Below are 18,797 nucleotides of genomic sequence, written 5' to 3'. Positions count from 1 at the left end.
CAGTATGGGGCGGCGCGGCGGAGCCTGTCACTTCGCCAGCACGGCACGGTAGCGGTCGAGCATCTGCTGACCGTCCGGCCCGGCCTTCGCCAGCCAGTCCTGCACCTGCTTCGCGCCCACCTCGCGCAGCTGGGCCATCAACGCGGGGGAGGGGGCGGCGACGGTCATGCCCTTCTCCGCCAGCCGCGCGGCGGTCGCCCGCTCCGCCTCCTGTGCCATGGCGAGGCCGCGCGTGGCGGCACGGCCGGCGGCGGCACGCAGCGCCTCGCGGCTCGGCGCGTCGAGCGCCGCCATCGCGCGGCTGTTGACGATGATGACGTTGCGCGCCCGCATGCCGCCGACATCGGTGAAGACCCGCGCATAGTCCCAGGCGCTGGAATCGACCCCGGTCTGGGCGGAGGTGAACATGGCGCCGATGATGTTGGTGGCGAAGGCCTGGGCGAGTTCCGCCACCTGCACCGTCACCGGCACCGCCCCCATCAGCTCGGCCATCCGCACGGTGATGGCGTTGTAGGTACGGAGGCGCGCGCCGCGCAGTTCCTCGAGCGAGGTCAGCGGCGTGCGGGTATAGAAGCCCTGGCTCGGCCAGTTGACCGCGTAGAGGGGCTCCAGCCCCTGGCGCTGCATCCGGGTGCGGATCGGCTCCTCGGAGGCCTTCATCAGCGCGGCGGAGGCCGCCCAGTCCTCGGCCAGGAAGGGCACGCTGTCGACCTCGAAGAAGGGATCCTCGGCGCCGAAGACCGAAAGCAGGATCTCCCCCATCTGCACCTGCCCGCTCTGCACCGCGCGCTTGATCTGCGGCATCGGCAGCAACGAGGCATTGGTGTGCAGCTGGATCTGCAGCTTGCCACCCGACCCGGCCTCGGCATCCGCGATGAACTCGCGCAGGTTGCGGGTGTGGAAATTCGCGTCCGCATAGGCCGAGGCCATGACCCATTTGGTCTGGGCGGCGGCGGGCAGGGCGATGCAGGCGGCGAGCAGCGCGGCCGCGGCATTGCGGAACATGGACGGAACTCCCCCGGTTTTCGTTGCGCCCAGTGTCAGGGAGGCGGGGCGGCGCCGCAAGCCCTGGACCGGATCGCCCGGGCGTGTAGCCTGCCGCACATGATGCAGACGACCGTATTGCCCGAGACCTGAGCTGTTCGCCTGGACGGCCGCCGCGCGCTGGTGACCGGCGCCGGGCGGGGCATCGGCCTGGCCGCCGCGGCGGCGCTGGCCGGGGCCGGGGCGGCGGTGACCCTGGTCGCCCGCAGCCGCGACGAGATCGAGGCCGCCGCCTCGGCGATCGCCGAGGCCGGCGGCAAGGCCGATACGCTGGTCGCCGACGTGGCCGACGTGCCGGCGCTGCGGGCGGCGATCGCCGCCCGGCCGGCCTACCACGCCTTCGTCAACAATGCCGGCACCAACCGCCCGGCTCGCTTCGACCAGGTGACGCCCGAGGATTTCGACGTCGTCATGGGGCTGAACACCCGGGGCTGCTTCTTCGCGGCGCAGGCGGTGGCGCAGCAGATGATGGCGGAGAGGGTGCGGGGGTCGATCATCAACGTCTCCTCCCAGATGGGCCATGTCGGCGGGCCGAATCGCGGGGTCTACTGCGCCTCGAAATGGGCGATGGAGGGCTGGACCAAGGCGATGGCGATCGATCTCGCTCCCTTCGGCATCCGGGCGAACACGATCGGGCCCACCTTTGTCGAGACGCCGCTGACAAAGCCCTTCTTCGAAAATGCGACGTTCAAGGACTGGGTCCTGTCGAAGATCAAGCTGGGTCGGCTGGGGCAGGTCACCGACCTGATGGGGGCGGTGGTCTTCCTGGCCTCGGATGCCTCGGCGCTGATGACGGGCTCCGCGATGCTGGTGGATGGCGGCTGGACCGCCGAGTAGCCGGCCCGATCGGTGGAGGGCGCCGCGACGCCCGGAGCCGTGACGGGGCCCGGCAGCAAAGGAGGAATTCTGCAATGGCACGCTGGTTGAAGACGAGCATCTCCGCATCCGACAAGGCTGATGCGGACACCAAGGTCCGCGGTATCGTCGAGGGCCTGCTGGCCGACATCGCCGCCCGCGGCGACGCAGCGGTGCGCGAGATGTCGGTGAAGTTCGACAAATGGGATCGCGCCGACTACCGGCTGACCGATGCCGAGATCAAGGCCTGCCTGGACCAGCTGGACCGGCCAGGACCTCGAGGACATCCGCTTCGCACAGGCGCAGGTGCGGAACTTCGCCGAGCATCAGCGGGCGGCGCTGAAGGATATCGAGGTCGAGACCCTGCCGGGCGTGGTGCTCGGTCACAAGAACCTGCCGGTGAACTCGGTTGGCTGCTACGTGCCGGGCGGCAAGTACCCGCTGCTGGCCTCGGCGCATATGTCGGTGGTCACCGCCAAGGTCGCCGGCGTGCCGCGCATCGTCACCTGCGCCCCGCCCTTCGAGGGCAAGCCGGCGCCCGCCATCGTCGCGGCGCAGCACCTGGCCGGGGCCGACGTGATCTACTGCCTCGGCGGCGTGCAGGCGGTGGGCGCCATGGCGCTCGGCACCGAGAGCATCGCCCCGGTCGACATGCTGGTCGGCCCCGGCAATGCCTATGTCGCCGAGGCCAAGCGACAGCTCTACGGCCGGGTCGGCATCGACCTCTTCGCCGGCCCGACCGAGACGCTGGTCATCGCCGACGAGACGGTGGATGCCGAGATCTGCGCCACCGACCTGCTGGGCCAGGCCGAGCACGGCCCGACCAGCCCGGCCATCCTGCTGACGACCTCGGAAAAGCTGGCGCGGGAGACGATGGCGGAGGTCGAGCGGCTGCTCGGCATCCTGCCGACGGCCGGCATCGCCCGGCAATCCTGGGCCGACTATGGCGAGGTGATCGTCTGCGACAGCCTGGAGGAGATGGTGGCCGAAGCCGACCGCATCGCCTCCGAGCATGTCCAGGTGATGACCCGGGACGACGACTACTTCCTGAAGAACATGACGAACTACGGCGCGCTCTTCCTCGGGCCGCGCACCAACGTCTCCTTCGGCGACAAAGTGATCGGCACCAACCATACGCTGCCGACGCAGAAGGCGGCGCGGTACACGGGCGGGCTTTGGGTCGGCAAGTTCCTCAAGACCGTCACCTATCAGCGGGTGCTGACCGACGAGGCGAGCGCCATGATCGGCGAGGCCTGCTCGCGGCTTTGCATGCTGGAGGGCTTCGCCGGTCATGCGGAGCAGGCCAATGTCCGCGTCCGCCGCTATGGCGGCCGCAACGTGCCTTATGCCACTGCGGCGGAGAAGCGCTGATGGGCTTCGACCTGCTGCTGCGCGACGCGAGGCTGCCGGATGGCAGCGCTGTTGACATTGGCGTCCAGGGCGGCCGGATCGTCGCGCTCGGGCAGGGACTGCCGGGCGAGACGGGCGAGGTGGTCGATTGTGCCGGGCGGCTCGTCTCGCCGGGCTTCGTCGAGACCCATATCCACCTCGACAAGACCTGCACCATCGACCGCTGCGCCTGCGAGACCCAGCGCTTCCCGCATGGCGCCATGCAGCGCGTCAGCGACATCAAGCACACTTTCACGGTCGAGGACGTCACCAGCCGGGCGCAGCGGACGCTCGAGAAATGCATCGGCCATGGCGCGATGGTCATGCGCACCCATGCCGAGGTCGACCCCAAGGTCGGGCTGCGCGGCTTCGAGGGTGTCAAGGCGCTGGTCGAGCGCTACAAATGGGCGATCGACATCGAGATCTGCGTCATGCCGCAGGAGGGGTTGCTCAACAACCCCGGGACCGACGAGCTGATGGTCGCCGCGCTGCGCAACGGCGCCCGCATCGTCGGCGCCGCGCCGACCTATGACAGCGACCCGGCCGGACAGATCTGCCGGGTTTTCGAGCTGGCGCGGGAATACGACGCCGATATCGACATGCATGTCGACAGCGGGTCCTCGGCCGCACATCTCGACACCCGTCTGGTCTGCGACCTGACCGAGGAATACGGCTGGGGCGGCCGCGTCGCCTGCGGCCATTTGACCAAGCTTTCGGTCATGCCGCTGCCGGAGCTGGACGCGATGGCGAAGCGCATGGCGGATGCGGGGGTGGCGCTGACGGTGCTGCCCTCGACCGACCTCTATCTCGGCGGGCGGGAGCGCGACCACCGGGTGGAGCGGAGCGTCGCCGATGCCAACCGGCTGCACCGGCTCGGCGTGACCTGCTCGATCTCCTCCAACAACATCCTCAATGCCTTCACCCCGCTGGGCGACGGGCAACTGATCCGCATGGCCAACCTCTACGCGAATGTGGTGCAGCAGGCGATGCCGGATGCCCTGGCCGATACCTGGGGCATGTTCACCGCGCATTCGGCGAAGCTGATGCGGCGCCGCGACTACGGCATCGCGGTCGGCAACCCGGCCGACCTCGTCCTGGTCGATGCGCCCGACCCCGTGGCGGCGATCCGCGAGGTGGCACCGGTGCTGGCCGGCTGGAAGCGCGGCCGGCGCACCTTCACGCGGACGCCGGTGGTGCTACACAGGCCCGACTGAGGGGAAAACGACCGAATGGCCACGCGCCGCATCGGCATCATCATGCATGGTGCCACCAGCCGCATCGGCACCACGCAACATCTGATGAACAGCCTGCTGCCGATCCGCGCCGAGGGCGGCCTGCCGCTGGCCAATGGCGACCGCCTCGTCCCCGACCCGATCCTGGTCGGCCGCAACGCCGAGAAGCTGGCGGCGCTGGCCGCTCGGCTCGGGGTGGAGCGCTGGACCACCGACCTCGACACCGCGCTGGCCGACCCGGACGACGAGGTCTTCTTCGAATGCGCGTTCGGCGGCGGCCGGGTCGAGCTGGCGAAGCGTGCGCTGGCCGCGGGCAAGCACATCCACCTCGAGAAGCCGGTCGCGGAGTCGATGGCCGAGGTGCTGGACCTGCGCGCCGCCGCCGAGGCCGCCGGCCGCAAGCATGCGGTGATGCAGGACAAGATCCACCTGCCGGGCCTCGTCAAGCTGAAGACGGTGCTCGACCTCGGCACGCTCGGCAAGCTGCTGTCGATGAAGCTGGATCTCGGCTGGTGGGTCTTCGACGGGGAGCACATCCCGGCGCAGCGCACCTCCTGGAATTACAGGAAGGCGACCGGCGGCGGGCTGGTGCTGGATATGTTCCCGCACTGGCGCTACGTCATCGACCACCTCTTCGGCGCGCCGACCGCGCTCACCTGCCACATGCGGACCGCCCAGCAGAAGCGCTGGGACGAGCAGCACCAGCCCTATGACGTGGATGTCGAGGACGAGGCCCGCGCCATCCTGGAATATCCCGGCGGCATGGTGGGCGAGATCTTCTCCTCCTGGGCCACCCGCATCCGCCGCGACGACATGCTGGTGGTGACCGCCGAGGGCACCATGGGCAGCGCCGTCGCCACCCTGCACCAGTGCTGGACTCAGTCGCTGGCCAATACCCCGAAGCCGGTCTTCCCGGTGCAAGCGCCGCAGACCATCGACTTCCGCGAGACCTGGGCCGAGGTGCCGGAGCTGGTCCCCTTCAGGAACAGCTACCGCCAGGCCTGGGAGGCCTACCTGCGCCACATTGCCGAGGATGCGCCGAACACGGCCTGCCTGCTGCAGGCAGCGCGCGGGCTGCAACTGATCGAGGCCTGCCACGCCAGCCATCGGCAACGGCGCTGGGTCGACCTGCCGGCCATGGGAGCCTGAGCGATGAGCAGCATCACCGACCGCCGCCGCAGCCTGCGCGCCATCCTCGAAGGTCCGGCCTGCATCCATCCCGGCTCGGTCTACGACCCTATGTCGGCCCGCATCGCCGAGGATCTCGGCTTCGAGCTCGGCATGTTCGCCGGCTCCACCGCCTCGCTCACCATCCTCGGCGCGCCGGACAACATCAGCATCACGCTGAGCGAATCTCGCCGAGCAGTGCCGCCGCATCTGCCGCGCGGTGAAGCGCCTGCCGGTGCTGGTCGATGCCGACCATGGCTACGGCAATGCGCTGAACGCGATGCGGACGGTGCAGGAGGTCGAGACCGCCGGCATCGCCGGGATGACGCTGGAGGATACCGTCCTGCCGCGCAGCTATGGCGATGGCGCGGTGACGCTGCTGAGCCTGGAGGAGGGGCTCGGCAAGGTGCGCGCCGGCCTCGCGGCGCGCGACGACCCTTCCTTCTGCATCGTCGCCCGCACCAGCGCGGTCAACGTCACCGGGCTGGCCGATGCGGTCGAACGCACCAAGGCCTATACCGCCAGCGGCGCCGACGCGCTGTTCTACACCGGCATCACGAAGCCCGCCGAGCTTGACGCGATCTTCGCCGTGGCGACCCGGCCGATCATCCTCGGCGGCGCCGAGGGACCGGAGCTGAGCGACCGCGGCTTCCTCGCGGCCCGCGGCGTCCGCATCGCGCTGCAGGGCCACCAGCCGATCATGGCGGCGCAGCGCGCGGTCTTCGAGACGCTGAAGGCGCTGCGCGACGGCACGCCGCCGAAGCAGCTGCAGGGCCTGCCGGACAAGGAACTGATGCCGCGCATAACGCGTGACGGCGACTACAGGCGCTGGACCAAGGACTTCCTGGGCGGCGCGTGACGAAGGAAACGACGATGAGCAACGAACCCGAAAGCCCCTTCCTCACGCTGCATGAATTCGTCAAGGAGGCGAAGTCGCGGCTGAGCCCGGGCAACTGGGACTACCTGGTCGGCGCGACCGAGACCGAGACGACGATGCTGCGCAACCGCGCCTCGATCGACGCCTGGGCCTTCCGCCCGCGCGTGCTGCGCGACGTGTCGAGCATCGACGTCTCCGGCCGCTTCCTCGGCCGCAGCATCACCCTGCCGGTGATGCTGGCGCCGGTCGGCGGCCTCGAGAATTTCGACCCGGAGGGCGGCGCGCCGGCCGGCCGCGCCACCACGGCCTATGGCGTGCCCATCATGGTCTCCTCCGTCTCCATGCCCGGGCTGCAGCCGATGGCGGAGGCGACCAAGGGCGGCATCAAGGTCTTCCAGCTCTATGTCCGCGGCGACTTCGACTGGATCTGCGACATCACCCAGCAGGCGATCGATGCGGGCTACGACGCCTTCTGCATGACGGTCGACACCGCCATCTACAGCCGGCGCGAGCGCGACATCGCCAAGCGCTTCGTCAAGCCCTGGCGGACGCGGGCCACCGGACAGCATTTCCAGGCGGCGCTGAACTGGGACGACGTGAAGCGCTGGAAGGCGCGCTTTCCCAATACGCCGCTGGCGCTGAAGGGCATCGCCACCGCCGAGGATGCGGCGATCGCCTGCGAGCATGGTGTCGAGGTGGTCTATGTCTCGAACCATGGCGGGCGTCAGCTCGACCATGGCCGCGGCGCGCTGGCGGTGCTGCCGGAGGTGGTGAAGGCGGTCGATGGCCGCGCCAAGGTCTGGATCGACGGCGGCTTCTCCCGCGGCACCGACATCGTCAAGGCAATCGCCCTCGGCGCCGAGCTGGTCGGCATCGGCCGGCTCTATTGCTATGCTCCTGGCCGCGGCCGGGGAGGCCGGTGTCGCGCAGATGCTGCGGCTGCTGGAGACCGAGGTGCACGAGGTGCTCGGCCTGCTCGGCGTCACCGCCTTCGGCCAGCTCGACGGCAGCTACCTGCACCCGGTCGCGCCGGTGGTGCAACCGCATGTGCACAGCGCCTTCCCGCTGACCAATCTGGCGGACCCCGGCTACCGCTAGCTCGCTTGCGCCATCGCCGGCGCCTGTCCACCCTGACCGGGTGATGGCGCGGGGGATGGATGATGGTGGTGCCGCTGATCGGATATCTCGATCGCTTCTCGGCAAGGCCGGGCGAGCGACTCGAGGTCAAGGTCTCCTCGCAGCTCGCCATGCCCTATCAGGCGGAGCTGGTGCGGGTGCGGCATGCCGATCCCAATCCGGCCGGGCCTGGGATGAAGCTGATCCCTGTGCCGGCTGACTGGGCGGGCGAGTATCCCTCCGTCGCCAAGCCGGTGCCGAGCGGCGCGCTCGGCCGCGCCGCGGGCCGGCTGCCGCTCGGCGACACTTTCTCCCTGCTGCTGCGCGTCTCGCCCTGGTTGCCGCGGGAGGCGCCGCAGGTGGTGCTGGCATTGGCGGGCGAGGGCGGGGCGCTGACGCTGTCTCGTCACCACCGCCGGCTTTGCGGTGGAGGTGATGCAGGACGGCGCGACGGCCCGATGCGCCACCGCCGCGCCGCCGCAGCGCCGCAGCTGGTACGAGATTGCCGTCACCGTCGGCAATGGCCGGCTGACGCTGGCGCAACGGCCGCTGCAGCAGGTCTGGGGCGCGGCAGATGCCGGGGCGGCGGAGGCGTCGCTGCCGGTCGCCGACTGGTCCGGAGAGGCCGCGATCACCTTCGCCGCCGCGCCGGATGCCACCGCGCATTTCAACGGTCGGATCGAGGATCCTTTGCTGCTGCGCGGGACACCGCGCGTCACGCTGGACGATCCCGCGGCGCTGCTTGCCTCGGGACGCGTCCTAGCCTGGTGGGATTTCGCCGAGGCAACGGAGGGTGAGGCGCTGCACGATCGCGGTCCCTCGGCACTCCATGGCGGATTGGTCAACCTGCCGGCGCGCGCGGTGAAGGGCAGCCGCTGGACCGGCGCGGAGCATGCCTGGCGCCACGCACCGCGGCACTACGCGGCGATCCACTTCCACGAGGACGACCTCGAGGATTGCCGCTGGGCGACCGACTTCACCATGACGATCCCGCGCGACCTGCCGAGCGGCGTCTATGCCGTGCGGCTGACCGCTGGCGCGCACTGGGACATGATCCCTCTTCGTGCTGCCACCAAAGGGCGAGGCACGTGCGGCGGTGGCCTACCTGGCCAACACCTTCACCTGCCAGGTCTATGCGAATTACCGGCGCCCGGAATTCCCCGAGGAGCATCGGGCGAAGCGGCAGTCCTGGGGCGCATTCGACTGGTGCGGCAACCTGGTCACCGATTATGGGCTTTCGACCTACAACGCGCATGTCGACGGCAGCGGCATCCACCTGTCCACCCGGCTGCGGCCGATCATGAACATGCGGCCGGGCTTCGTCGCGGTGCCCGATCCGAAGGGCTCCGGCCTGCGGCACCTGCCGGCCGACAGCCACCTGACCGACTGGATGGAGGAGAAGGGATCGCCTTCGACGTCATCACCGACGAGGACCTGGACGACGAGGGATTGCCGCTGCTCGCGCGCTACAAATGCGTCGTCACCGGCTCGCATCCCGAATACCACAGCCAGGGCACGCTGGACGCGCTGCAGGCCTATGTCGCGCAGGGCGGGCGGCTCGCCAATCTCGGCGGCAACAGCTTCTACTGGAAGGTGGGGCGCCGGCCGGACCGGCCGCATGTGCTGGAGATCCGCCGCGCCGAGGGCGGCATCCGCGCCTGGGCGGCGGAGCCGGGCGAGTATTTCCACCGGCTTGACGGCACGCTCGGCGGGCTCTGGCGCCGCAATGGAAGGCCGCCGCAGATGCTCTGCGGCGTCGGCTTCAGCAGCCAGGGCCGCTTCGAGGGCAGCCATTACCGCCGCATGCCCGGCGCCGACGATCCGCGCGCCGCCTGGATCATGGAAGGGGTCGAGGGCGAAACCTTCGGCGGCTTCGGGCTTTCGGCGGCGGCGCCGCGGGCTTCGAGCTGGACCGCGCCGACCCGGTGCTCGGCACGCCGCCGAACGCCGTGATCCTCGCCCGGTCGGAGGATCACCAAGACCATTTCGTAGTGGTGCACGAGGAGATGCTGACCAACCTCACCACCGTCACCGGGGAGAAGCCCGAGGACCTGATCCGCGCCGAGATCGTCTATTTCGAGACGCGCAACGGCGGCGCGGTCTTCTCCACGGGGTCCATCACCTTCTGCGGCAGCCTGTCGCACAACGGCTACGCGAACTCCATCTCGCGTATGCTCGAGAATGTCCTCACCCGGTTCCAGGCCTGATTGCATGAAGACCGACACCCCCGTCACCATCCGCCGCTCTGACTACGCGCCGCCGGCCTTCCTGGTCGACACGGTCGAACTCGACTTCGACCTCGAGGCGGCATCGACCACGGTGCGGGCGCGGCTGATTCGGCGGCGCAACCCGGCGGCGGCGCCGGATGCGCCGCTGCACCTGGACGGCGACGGGCTGACCCTGGTGGAGGCAAAGCCCGACGGCGCGGTGCTGGAGCCGGCGCGCTTGGCCTTCGCCGCCGACGGGTCCTTGACCATCGCCAGGCCTGCCGGAGGCCGCGGTGCTGGAAACGGTGGTGCGCATCGCGCCGGAGAAGAACACCGCGCTCTCCGGCCTCTATACCTCGGGCCGCAATCCTACACCCAATGCGAAGCTGGAGGGCTTCCGCCGCATCACCTTCTTCCCGACCGGCCCGACGTGATGTCGCGCTACACCGTGACGATCACCGCCGACCGGGCGCGCGTGCCGGTGCTGCTCTCGAACGGCAATCCGGACGGCGCCGGCGATGCGGGGCAGGGGCGCCACTGGGCCCGCTGGGTCGATCCGCACCCGAAGCCGAGCTACCTCTTCGCGCTCGTCGCCGGCGACCTCGCGGCTGTCTCCGACCGCTTCACCACGCGGTCGGGCCGCGACGTCGCGCTGAACATCTACGTCCGCCGCGGCGACGAGGACCGTTGTGGCTGTGCCATGGACAGCCTGAAGCGGTCCATGAAATGGGATGAGGAGGTCTTCGGCCTCGAATACGACCTCGATGTCTTCAACATCGCCGCCGTCTCCGACTTCAACATGGGGGCTATGGAAAACAAGGGCCTCAACGTCTTCAACACGAAATACGTCCTCGCCAGCCAGGAGAGCGCCACCGACGGCGACTGGCAGGGATCGAGACGGTCATCGCGCACGAGTATTTCCACAACTGGACCGGCAACCGCGTCACCTGCCGCGACTGGTTCCAGCTCTCGCTGAAGGAAGGCCTGACCGTCTTCCGCGACCAGGAATTCTCGGCCGACATGGGCAGCCGCGCGGTCAAGCGCATCCGCGACGTGCGCGGCCTGCGCGCCGCGCAATTCCCCGAGGATGCCGGGCCGATGGCGCATCCGGTGCGGCCGGACAGCTATATCGAGATCGACAATTTCTACACGCCGACGGTGTACCAGAAGGGAGCGGAGGTCGTCCGCCTGATCCATACCCGCATCGGCGCCGCCGCCTTCCGCCGCGGGATGGACCTCTACATCGCCCGCAACGACAACCAGGCGGTGACGATCGAGGATTTCGTCACCGCCATGCAGGATGCCTCCGGCATCGACCTCTCCGCCTTCTATGGCTGGTACGACCAGGCCGGCACGCCGGAGTTGACCGCATCCGACAGCTACGACCCGGCCGCGCGCCGCTTCACCCTGACCCTCAGCCAGACGGTCCCGCCGACCCCCGGGCAGCCCGAGAAGCGCCCGGTGCCGATCCCCGTCGCCATGGGCCTGCTCGGCCCGGACGGCGCCCCGCTGCCGACGCGGCTTCGCCGGCGAGAACGCCGCGCGCCCCGGCACCCGGACGCTGCTCCTGGAAGGCGCCGAGCAGAGCTTCGTGTTCGAGGATGTCCCGGCGCCGCCGGTGCCCTCGCTGCTGCGCGGCTTCTCCGCCCCGGTGCGGCTGCGCGGCGTGTCGCGGGACCGCCTGCGCTTCCTCTCGGTGCACGACACCGATCCCTTCGTCCGCTGGGAGAGCGGGCTGCAATATGCCGCCTCGGTGATGCTGGAGATGGTCGCGGCGCAGCAGCGCGGTGACGCCCCCGGCTTCGACGACGCGCTGGCCGAGGCGGTGGCGAATACCCTGGCCGCCGCCGGGCCGGACCCCGCCTTCGCCGCCGAGGCGCTGTCGCTGCCGGGCGAGAGCTTCCTCGCCGACCAGATGGAGATCGCCGACCCCGTTGCCATCCACGCCGTGCGCCAGCACCTTCGCGCCGAGATCGGCCGCCGCTGCGGCCCGGCGCTACGCGCCACCTACGACGCGCTGGCCGAGAGCGGGCCCTACCGGATCGACGGCACCGCCATTGGCCGCCGTGCGCTGCGCAACACCTGCCTCGCCTACCTCGTCGCCGCAGGCGAGGCGTCGCTGGCCAAGGCGCAGTTCGACGCCGCGACCAACATGACGGACAGCCTCGCCGCGCTGTCCCTGCTGGCCGATACCGACGGCCCCTCACGCGACCAGGCGCTCGCCGCCTTCCATGCCCGCTGGCGCGGCGACGACCTTGTGCTGGACAAGTGGTTCTCCATCCAGGCCATGGCGGCACGGCCGGATGCGGTCGCCGCGGTCCGCGCGCTCTACCTGCACCCGGATTTCGACCTGAAGAACCCCAACCGCGCGCGCTCGCTGATCGGCGCCTTCGCCAGCGGCAACCCGTCGCAATCCCACGACCTGTCGGGCGAGGGCTATCGCTTCCTCGCCGATGCGGTGGTCGCGCTGGATCCGATCAACGGCTCCATCGCCGCCCGGCTGGTCGGGCCGCTTGGCCAGTGGCGCCGGCAATCGGCGGCCCGCGGCACGCTGATGCGGCAGGAGCTGCAGCGGGTGCTGGACACGCCGAACCTGTCGAAGGGGACCTTCGAGAAGGCGTCGAAGGCGCTGCTCTAGGTCTTCACCGCGCCGCCGATCGCATCCAGCACCGCGGCCATGGCCGCCTGGAAGCCTGGGCCGTCGAGATACCCGTCCGTCTCGCCGGCGCGTTGGACGAAGGCCTGCCAGCCCGGACGCGCCATCGCGGCGCGGAAGCGGTCGTGCAGGTACGTCACCGCCGCATCCGGCGTATTCGCCGGCACGACCCAGCCCTTCATGTTCTCCAGTGCCATGTCCCAGCCGAGCTCCCTCAGCGTCGGTACCTCTGGATAGCCGGCCGCCCGCTCGGCCGAGCAGCAGGCCAGCACCCGCAGCAGCCCGGCATCGGTCAGACCGCGGAACTCCTCGGGGCTCGCCACCATCAGGTCGACCTGGCCGGCGGCGACCGCCTGCAGCCCTGGCGCGCCGCCGGTGAAGGGCACGTGCAGCAGTTCGACGCCGGCGCGCTTCTCCAGCACCACAAAGGCGGCGTGGTAGATCGAGCCATTGCCAGAGGAGCCGTGGCTGACCGCCTGCGGCCTAACCCGCGCGGCGGCGATCGCCTCCGGCATGGTTTGGTAGGGACCGTCCGCCCTGGCCAGGATGAACATCTGCTGCCGCATCAGCCGGATCACCGCGCGGAAGCCGTTGCGGGCATCGTAGGGCAGGGCGCGGAAGGCGGGGATGCTGGTGCTCTCGGACCCGCCGCCCATCAGCAGCACATGGCCGTCGCCCGGCATCCCGGCGACCTGCTGCGCGGCGATGGTGCCGCCGGCGCCGGGCTTGTTCACCACGACCAGGGGCTGCGGGAACAGCGGCTGCGCCGCCTCGATGATGGCGCGGGCGATTAGGTCGGCGCCGCCGCCCGGGGCGAAGCCGATGATGCACTGGATGGGCCGTGTCGGGGCCCAGCCTTGCGCGCGCGCCGCGACGGGCGCGGCTGCCAGCCCCGCAATCAGGTGCCGTCGATGCAGCATGGAGTCCTCCCGGTTCGCTTGCCGCCATCCTAGCCTGGACAGCGACGCCGCGCGCGCCTTCACTCGGCTACCGGAGGAACCGTCCATGCCCGACACGCCGCGCCTGCCCGTGCCGCCGGGCGCCTGCGACACCCACATGCATATCTACGGGCCGCTGGCGCGCTACCCGCTCGCCGCCACCGCCGCCAAGCCGCCGCCCTTCGAGGCCGACCTCGCCGCCTGGCGCAAGGTGCTGGCGCGGCTCGGCCTGACGCGCACGGTGGTGGTGCAGCCCTCCGCCTATGGCGCCGACAATGCCTGCACGCTGGATGCGGTCGCCGCGCTGGGGGAGGCGGCCCGTGCCGTCGTCGTCGTCACGCCGGAGACGCCGGAGGCCGAGCTGCGCCGCCTGCACGCCGCCGGCGCCCGCGGCGCGCGCTTCTTCATGATGCAGGGCGCGCCGCAGGGCTGGGACGCCCAGCCCCGGTCGCCGCCCGCATAGCCCCGCTCGGCTGGCACGTGCAGCTGCAATCCGATGGCACCGAGCTGCCCGAGCGCGGGGCGGCGATCCGCGCCTTGCCCTGCGCCGTGGTGATCGACCATGTCGGCCGCTTCCACCCGCCGGTGCCACCCGATCGGCCGCAGGTGCGCGCCCTGCTGCGGCTGCTGGAGACCGGCCGGGTCTGGATGAAGGCCAGCGCGCCCTACAACACCTCGCTCAGCGGCCCGCCGCGCTACGAGGACGTCACCGCCATCGCCCGCGCCGCGATCGGCGTCGCGCCCGACCGCATCCTCTGGGCCAGCAATTGGCCGCATCCGAACCCGCCGGACTACCCGATCGAGGAGGCCGGGCTGCTCGACCTGCTCGGCCATTGGGCGCCGGACGATGCGACGCGCCGGCGCATCCTGGTGGACAACCCGGCCGCGCTCTACGGTTGGGCCTGAGGGAGACACCAAGATGCTGAAGCGCCTGCTGCTGTTGCTGCCGCTGCTCGCCGGGCCGGTCCAGGCGGCCGAGCCCGACCCGCGCGTGCTCAGCTTCAGGCTGCCCGAGCAGATCCCCTGGGGCCCGGTCACCGCCAATGGCAACCAGCAGTCGGTGTTGGTCGGCGACCCCGCGAAGCCCGGCTTCTACGCGGTGATGGTGCGATGGCTGCCCGGCCACATGTCGCGGCCGCATTTCCACGCCAATGACCGCTTCATCACCGTGCTGTCCGGCACCTGGTGGATGGGCACCGGCCCCCGCTTCGACCCCGGGAGCACCCTTGCCGTGCCCGCCGGCGGCTTCGTCACCCATTATGGCCACGGCATCCACTACGACGGCGCCAAGGACGAGCCCACCGTGCTGCTGATCGTGGGCGAGGGCCCTGGCACCTCCACCCCGGCCGAGTCGAAGTGACCACCGCGCTGATCGAAGGCCGCTTCCGCGGCCCGGATGGCATCGGCAATGGCGGCTATGTCGCCGGACGGATGGCGGCGCTGCTCGGGGTGCAGCCGGCCGAGGTCACGTTGCGCCGCGGCTGGCCGGTCGATGTGCCTCTCGGCATCCGCCGCGACGGCGCCGCAGTGCAGGCCTGCGACGCCGAGGGCAACCTAGTCGCCGAGGCGCGCGCGGCCACGCTCGACCTCCTCCCGCCCGCGCCGCCGACGCGCGACGAGGCCGCGGCAGCGACCCGCTGGTTCCTCGCCAGCCCCTTCACCCATTCGACCGGCCTCTGCTTCGTCTGCGGCTCCGCCGCGCCCGGTGGCCTCGGCGTCTTCACCGGGAAGGTCGAGGGCCGGCCGGGAATGGCCGCAGCGCTGTGGCACCCGGATGCCCGCTTCGCCGACGCCGCTGGCAGCATCGCCCCGGAATTCTCTGGTCCGCGCTCGACTGCGCCGGGGCCTTCGCCTTCACGGTGGAGGCCGCGCCGCAGCGCATGCTGCTCGGCCGCATCACCGGGCGGCTGGACGGCAGCATCATGCCGGGCGAGCCGGTGACCGTGCTGGGCTGGCAGATCGGCCGGGAGGGACGGAAGCTGCAGGCCGGCACCGCGCTGTTCGGCGGGGATGGCGGGCTCCGCGGCATCGCCAGGGCGTTGTGGGTCTTGCCCGCGCCCGTGGCAGCGTAAGCCGGCGCCCCCATCCGCGCATCGCCCAATCCTCGGCTTTTGGTGCGCCCGGCATCGGGTCCAGCATGCGCCGCAACGGAACGAGGAAGGGAGCGGGCTATGGCGATCCAGGCGCTCGGCTATGTCGGGATCGAGGCGACCTCGCCCGAGGACTGGGCCGGCTACGGCACGCAGTTCCTTGGCCTTCAGCTCGCCGAACGCAGCGCGGCGCAGCTGGCCTTCCGCATGGACGACCGCCGGCAGCGGATCCTCGTCAGCCCCGGCGCCCGCGACGGCGCCCGTTTCTTCGGCTGGGAGGTGGCGGATGCCGCGGCGCTCGCGGCGCCCGCGGCGCGGCTGGAGGCGACCGGCCTGCCGGTGGACCGCGGCGACCGGGTGCTGGCCGGGCAGCGCCGCGTCGCCGATCTGGTCGTGACCCAGGACCCGCTCGGCAACCGGGTCGAGATCCTGCACGGCGCCGAGCACACCGCCGAGCCCTTCCGCCCCGGTCGCTGCATCAGCGGCTTCCGCACTGGCGCCCTGGGGATGGGCCATGCCGTGCTGACGGTGCCGCGGATGGCGGATGTGCTGCCCTTCTACCGCGACCTGCTGGGCTTCCGGGTCTCCGACTACGTCACCAACCCCTTCCACGCCTATTTCCTGCATGTGAACCCGCGGCACCACTCGCTGGCGCTGATCGAGACCGGCCAGGCCGGGCTGCACCATCTGATGCTGGAGCTGTTCAACCTCGACGACGTCGGCCAGGGCTACGACCTTGCGACGCTCGAGGAGGGACGCGTGGCCACCTCGCTCGGCCGCCACACCAACGACTTCATGACCAGCTTCTACGCCCGCACCCCGGGCGGCTTCATGGTCGAGTATGGCTGGGGCGGGCGGCAGGTGGACCCGGCGACCTGGCAGCCGGTGGAGATGACCTCCGGCCCCAGCCTCTGGGGCCACGACCGCCAATGGGGCAGCGCGGAGATGCGCGCCGAGGCGCGCCGCCTGAAGCTGAAGGCCGCGACGGATGGCGAGCGCGCGCCGGTGCAGGTGCTGCCAGGCAACCACACCCTGATGCAGGGCGAATGCGCCTGGTGGGACATGATGAAGGCGGCGGAGTAGCACCCCGCCGCCCGACACCCCGGCTCAGTCGACCTGGAGCTTGTTCTCGAGGATCACCTTGCGGAACTCCTCCCTGTGGGTCTTCAGGAAGGCGGTGAAATCGGCGGTGTCGCGGTGCTGGGGCTGGAAGCCGATGCCGGCGAGGCGCTGCCGGACCTCCGGCGTCGCCAGCGCGCGCCCGGTCTCCTCGGCCAGCCGGGCGACGATCGCAGGCGGGGTGCCGGCCGGCATCATGTAGCCACCGAAGGCGCCGACATCGAAGCCCGGCAGGTTGGCCGCCTGCGCCAGGGGCGGGATCTCCGGCGCCAGCTCGCTGCCCGCGCCCAGCGAGATGCCGAGCGCCCGCAGCCCGCCCTGCTTCACCAGCGGGCCGGTGGCGGCCAGGGTGTCGATGGCAAAGTCGACCTGGCCGGCCATGACGGCGGTCAGCGCCGGGCCGCTGCCCTGGAAGGGCACGTGCACCGTGTCGAGCTTCGCCGCCGAGAGGAACATCAGGCTGATCAGATGCGCCGCCGCCCCGGTGCCGGAGGAGGCATAGGTGTATTTCCCCGGCTCCGCCCGCACCCGGGCGACGAACTCCGCCGCGGTGGTGGCCGGGAACTTCGGGTTCACCGTCAGCAGGTAGGGCGAGATGCCGATCATCGCGACCGGGGCGAAATCCTTCTCCGGGTCGTAGGGCGTGCGCTGCACCAGCGGCGCCGTGGTGATCGGCCCGGTCGAGGCGGCGAGGATGGTGTAGCCGTCCGGCGCCGCCTTCGCGACGTTGTCGGTGCCGATCATGCCGCCGGCGCCGGCGCGGTTCTCCGGGATGATCGGCTGGCCCCAGAGCTCCGAGACGCGCTGGCCGGTGACCCGTGCCATCAGATCCGTCGCCTGGCCGGGAGGCCAGGGCACCACCATCCGCACCGGGCGGCCGGGATAGGCGCCCTGGGCGCGGGCGGACCCGGCAGGGAGGAGGACGGGCGCGGCGAGGCCGGCGGTGGCGAGCATCAGGTGACGGCGTTGCATCATGGCGTTCCCTTGGCGTTTCCGCGCATGTGGCGTGGGCGGCGTCCCGTGCCAAGCGATTTCCACGCGAAATGGAATTCCTCGGGATCAATCCATGACTATTCCGCCCGGATGCCGAGCTGGCGGATGACCGGGCCGAACAGCGCCGCCTCGGCCCGCATCAGGCTGCGGAAGCCGTCCGGGCCGACCGGCGCTAGCTCGATCCCGATTCCGAGGAAGCGGTCCTTCATCTCCTGTGTGGCGAAGCCCGCCTCGATCTCCGCCAGCAGCCGGTCGAGGATCGGCTGCGGCGTGCCGGCCGGCAGCAACAGCCCGTTCCAGCCGCCGATGTCGTAGTTCGGCAGGTCCGCCGCCTCGGCCAGCGGCGGCACCCCGGGCAGCAGCGCGGTCGGCTTCTTCGTGGTGATGCCGAGCAGCCGCAGCTTGCCCTGCTTCACCAGCGCCCCGGCCGCGGCGATGGTCTCGATCGCATAGTCGATCTGCCCGCCCAGGAAGGCCGCCATGGCGGGGCCGCTGCCCTGGAAGGGGATGTGCAGCGCATCCAGCCCGGCCTGGGCGTTGAACACCGCGGTCAGCAGGTGCTGCGCGCCGCCGATGCCGGAGGAGGCATAGGTGTACTTCCCCGGCGCGGCCTTGACCGCGGCGACGAAGCTGCGCGCATCCTCCGCCGGGAAGTCGGGCCGCACCAGCAGCATGTAGGGCGAGATGCCATAGGCCGCGACGGGTGCGAAGTCGCGCTCCACCACATAGGGCGTGCGCTGCACCAGCGGGCTGAAGGTGATCGGCCCGATCGAGGCCGCGAGCATGGTGTAGCCATCGGGCGGCGCCTTGGCGACGAAGTCGGTGCCGATCTGCCCGCCGGCGCCCGCCTTGTTCTCCGGCACCACGTTCTGGCCGAGGCGCTGGGTCAGCATCTGCGCCACCAGCCTACCCTGCAGGTCGGTGGACTGGCCGGGCGGCCAGGGGATGATCATGCGGGCGGCGCGGTTGGGCCAGGGGCCCTGGGACGGCGCCTGGGGCTGCGCGAGGGAGGGCGCGGCTGCCATCCCGGCGGCGCCAAGCAGCAAGGTCCTGCGACGGGTCATGCAATGCCTCCCGGAATTCTTCCGGCAAGCGCAGCACGCCCGGCGGGACG

Annotated in this window: 18 protein-coding genes and 2 pseudogenes; 16 read left to right on the top strand and 4 right to left on the bottom strand. The window is 70.9% G+C overall.

Annotated elements, in window-relative coordinates; all coding sequences use genetic code 11:
- Positions 1 to 27 precede the first annotated feature (27 nt).
- Positions 28 to 1,005: a TRAP transporter substrate-binding protein gene (locus ACQ86J_RS00640; RefSeq protein WP_431269613.1), complete on the bottom strand. Its 978-nt coding sequence runs from the start codon at positions 1,003 to 1,005 to the stop codon at positions 28 to 30.
- A gap of 162 nt (positions 1,006 to 1,167) precedes the next feature.
- Here ACQ86J_RS00640 and ACQ86J_RS00635 point away from each other — a divergent pair, with 162 nt between their 5' ends.
- The 10 genes and pseudogenes from ACQ86J_RS00635 (at position 1,168) to ACQ86J_RS00590 (ending at position 12,525) form a co-directional block, all read left to right on the top strand.
- Positions 1,168 to 1,881 (top strand): SDR family NAD(P)-dependent oxidoreductase, encoded by a 714-nt coding sequence (locus ACQ86J_RS00635; protein WP_431269612.1) that lies wholly within the window; start codon positions 1,168 to 1,170, stop codon positions 1,879 to 1,881.
- A gap of 249 nt (positions 1,882 to 2,130) precedes the next feature.
- On the top strand, positions 2,131 to 3,270 hold the full coding sequence (gene hisD, locus ACQ86J_RS00630; RefSeq protein WP_431269611.1) for a histidinol dehydrogenase: 1,140 nt from the start codon (positions 2,131 to 2,133) through the stop codon (positions 3,268 to 3,270).
- A complete protein-coding gene (locus ACQ86J_RS00625) occupies positions 3,270 to 4,502 on the top strand; it encodes an amidohydrolase family protein (RefSeq protein WP_431269610.1) in 1,233 nt (410 codons plus the stop codon). Before hisD ends, ACQ86J_RS00625 begins: the two co-directional genes overlap by 1 nt.
- Positions 4,503 to 4,517: 15 nt before the next feature.
- Entirely contained in the window at positions 4,518 to 5,669 is a 1,152-nt protein-coding gene (locus tag ACQ86J_RS00620) for a Gfo/Idh/MocA family protein (RefSeq protein ID WP_431269609.1), read from the top strand.
- A 238-nt stretch (positions 5,670 to 5,907) separates the two neighbouring features.
- A complete protein-coding gene (locus ACQ86J_RS00615) occupies positions 5,908 to 6,546 on the top strand; it encodes an isocitrate lyase/PEP mutase family protein (RefSeq protein ID WP_431269608.1) in 639 nt (212 codons plus the stop codon).
- Between the two features lie 14 nt (positions 6,547 to 6,560).
- Positions 6,561 to 7,706 (top strand): alpha-hydroxy acid oxidase, encoded by a 1,146-nt coding sequence (locus ACQ86J_RS00610; protein ID WP_431269607.1) that lies wholly within the window; start codon positions 6,561 to 6,563, stop codon positions 7,704 to 7,706.
- Between the two features lie 409 nt (positions 7,707 to 8,115).
- Positions 8,116 to 9,633 (top strand): annotated as a pseudogene (locus ACQ86J_RS00605) (N,N-dimethylformamidase beta subunit family domain-containing protein).
- A complete protein-coding gene (locus ACQ86J_RS00600) occupies positions 9,606 to 9,887 on the top strand; it encodes a N,N-dimethylformamidase beta subunit family domain-containing protein (protein ID WP_431269606.1) in 282 nt (93 codons plus the stop codon). Before ACQ86J_RS00605 ends, ACQ86J_RS00600 begins: the two are co-directional and overlap by 28 nt.
- Positions 9,862 to 11,342: pseudogene (pepN, locus tag ACQ86J_RS00595) on the top strand (aminopeptidase N); the annotation flags it as partial. The gene ACQ86J_RS00600 and the pseudogene pepN, both read left to right, overlap by 26 nt.
- A 136-nt stretch (positions 11,343 to 11,478) precedes the next feature.
- The gene (locus tag ACQ86J_RS00590; RefSeq protein ID WP_431269605.1) at positions 11,479 to 12,525 is read left to right on the top strand and encodes an aminopeptidase N C-terminal domain-containing protein; all 1,047 of its coding nucleotides are present in this window, start codon (positions 11,479 to 11,481) and stop codon (positions 12,523 to 12,525) included.
- On the opposite strand, the gene ACQ86J_RS00585 is transcribed toward ACQ86J_RS00590, so the two are convergent.
- Positions 12,522 to 13,463 (bottom strand): tripartite tricarboxylate transporter substrate binding protein, encoded by a 942-nt coding sequence (locus ACQ86J_RS00585; protein WP_431269604.1) that lies wholly within the window; start codon positions 13,461 to 13,463, stop codon positions 12,522 to 12,524. The genes ACQ86J_RS00590 and ACQ86J_RS00585 overlap by 4 nt on opposite strands.
- 85 nt (positions 13,464 to 13,548) lie before the next feature.
- Here ACQ86J_RS00585 and ACQ86J_RS00580 point away from each other — a divergent pair, with 85 nt between their 5' ends.
- From ACQ86J_RS00580 to ACQ86J_RS00555, 6 genes are all read left to right on the top strand, one after another.
- Positions 13,549 to 13,944 (top strand): amidohydrolase family protein, encoded by a 396-nt coding sequence (locus tag ACQ86J_RS00580; protein WP_431269603.1) that lies wholly within the window; start codon positions 13,549 to 13,551, stop codon positions 13,942 to 13,944.
- A gap of 17 nt (positions 13,945 to 13,961) precedes the next feature.
- Positions 13,962 to 14,387 carry an amidohydrolase family protein gene (locus ACQ86J_RS00575; protein WP_431269602.1) on the top strand — a complete coding sequence of 142 codons (426 nt, stop codon included), beginning with the start codon at positions 13,962 to 13,964 and terminating at the stop codon, positions 14,385 to 14,387.
- A gap of 13 nt (positions 14,388 to 14,400) precedes the next feature.
- On the top strand, positions 14,401 to 14,841 hold the full coding sequence (locus ACQ86J_RS00570) for a cupin domain-containing protein (protein ID WP_431269601.1): 441 nt from the start codon (positions 14,401 to 14,403) through the stop codon (positions 14,839 to 14,841).
- Positions 14,838 to 15,422: a hypothetical protein gene (locus ACQ86J_RS00565; RefSeq protein ID WP_431269600.1), complete on the top strand. Its 585-nt coding sequence runs from the start codon at positions 14,838 to 14,840 to the stop codon at positions 15,420 to 15,422. The genes ACQ86J_RS00570 and ACQ86J_RS00565 overlap by 4 nt, the downstream gene beginning before the upstream one ends.
- Positions 15,404 to 15,553 (top strand): hypothetical protein, encoded by a 150-nt coding sequence (locus tag ACQ86J_RS00560; protein WP_431269599.1) that lies wholly within the window; start codon positions 15,404 to 15,406, stop codon positions 15,551 to 15,553. The genes ACQ86J_RS00565 and ACQ86J_RS00560 overlap by 19 nt, the downstream gene beginning before the upstream one ends.
- Positions 15,554 to 15,652: 99 nt before the next feature.
- Positions 15,653 to 16,654: a VOC family protein gene (locus ACQ86J_RS00555; protein WP_431269598.1), complete on the top strand. Its 1,002-nt coding sequence runs from the start codon at positions 15,653 to 15,655 to the stop codon at positions 16,652 to 16,654.
- Between the two features lie 24 nt (positions 16,655 to 16,678).
- Here ACQ86J_RS00555 and ACQ86J_RS00550 read toward each other — a convergent pair whose 3' ends face one another.
- Complete coding sequence (locus ACQ86J_RS00550) at positions 16,679 to 17,665, bottom strand: Bug family tripartite tricarboxylate transporter substrate binding protein (protein ID WP_431269597.1); 987 nt, start codon at positions 17,663 to 17,665, stop codon at positions 16,679 to 16,681.
- A gap of 95 nt (positions 17,666 to 17,760) precedes the next feature.
- Positions 17,761 to 18,747 carry a Bug family tripartite tricarboxylate transporter substrate binding protein gene (locus ACQ86J_RS00545; protein ID WP_431269596.1) on the bottom strand — a complete coding sequence of 329 codons (987 nt, stop codon included), beginning with the start codon at positions 18,745 to 18,747 and terminating at the stop codon, positions 17,761 to 17,763.
- Positions 18,748 to 18,797: the final 50 nt, after the last annotated feature.

The sequence above is a fragment of the Dankookia sp. P2 genome, assembly GCF_050632255.1.
GTDB lineage: Bacteria > Pseudomonadota > Alphaproteobacteria > Acetobacterales > Acetobacteraceae > Paracraurococcus.
The sequence above is the reverse complement of the archived record's forward strand: the minus strand, read 5'-3'. Positions and strand labels throughout refer to the sequence as shown.

Coding starts and splice junctions, on each gene's coding strand:
- ACQ86J_RS00570 (WP_431269601.1), top strand. CDS start 14,401: ATGCTGAAGCGCCTGCTGCTGTTGCTGCCGCTGCTCGCCGGGCCGGTC.
- ACQ86J_RS00585 (WP_431269604.1), bottom strand. CDS start 13,463: ATGCTGCATCGACGGCACCTGATTGCGGGGCTGGCAGCCGCGCCCGTC.
- ACQ86J_RS00640 (WP_431269613.1), bottom strand. CDS start 1,005: ATGTTCCGCAATGCCGCGGCCGCGCTGCTCGCCGCCTGCATCGCCCTG.
- ACQ86J_RS00555 (WP_431269598.1), top strand. CDS start 15,653: ATGGCGATCCAGGCGCTCGGCTATGTCGGGATCGAGGCGACCTCGCCC.
- ACQ86J_RS00625 (WP_431269610.1), top strand. CDS start 3,270: ATGGGCTTCGACCTGCTGCTGCGCGACGCGAGGCTGCCGGATGGCAGC.
- ACQ86J_RS00610 (WP_431269607.1), top strand. CDS start 6,561: ATGAGCAACGAACCCGAAAGCCCCTTCCTCACGCTGCATGAATTCGTC.
- ACQ86J_RS00560 (WP_431269599.1), top strand. CDS start 15,404: ATGCCGGGCGAGCCGGTGACCGTGCTGGGCTGGCAGATCGGCCGGGAG.
- ACQ86J_RS00620 (WP_431269609.1), top strand. CDS start 4,518: ATGGCCACGCGCCGCATCGGCATCATCATGCATGGTGCCACCAGCCGC.
- ACQ86J_RS00545 (WP_431269596.1), bottom strand. CDS start 18,747: ATGACCCGTCGCAGGACCTTGCTGCTTGGCGCCGCCGGGATGGCAGCC.
- hisD (WP_431269611.1), top strand. CDS start 2,131: ATGCCGAGATCAAGGCCTGCCTGGACCAGCTGGACCGGCCAGGACCTC.
- ACQ86J_RS00580 (WP_431269603.1), top strand. CDS start 13,549: ATGCCCGACACGCCGCGCCTGCCCGTGCCGCCGGGCGCCTGCGACACC.
- ACQ86J_RS00550 (WP_431269597.1), bottom strand. CDS start 17,665: ATGATGCAACGCCGTCACCTGATGCTCGCCACCGCCGGCCTCGCCGCG.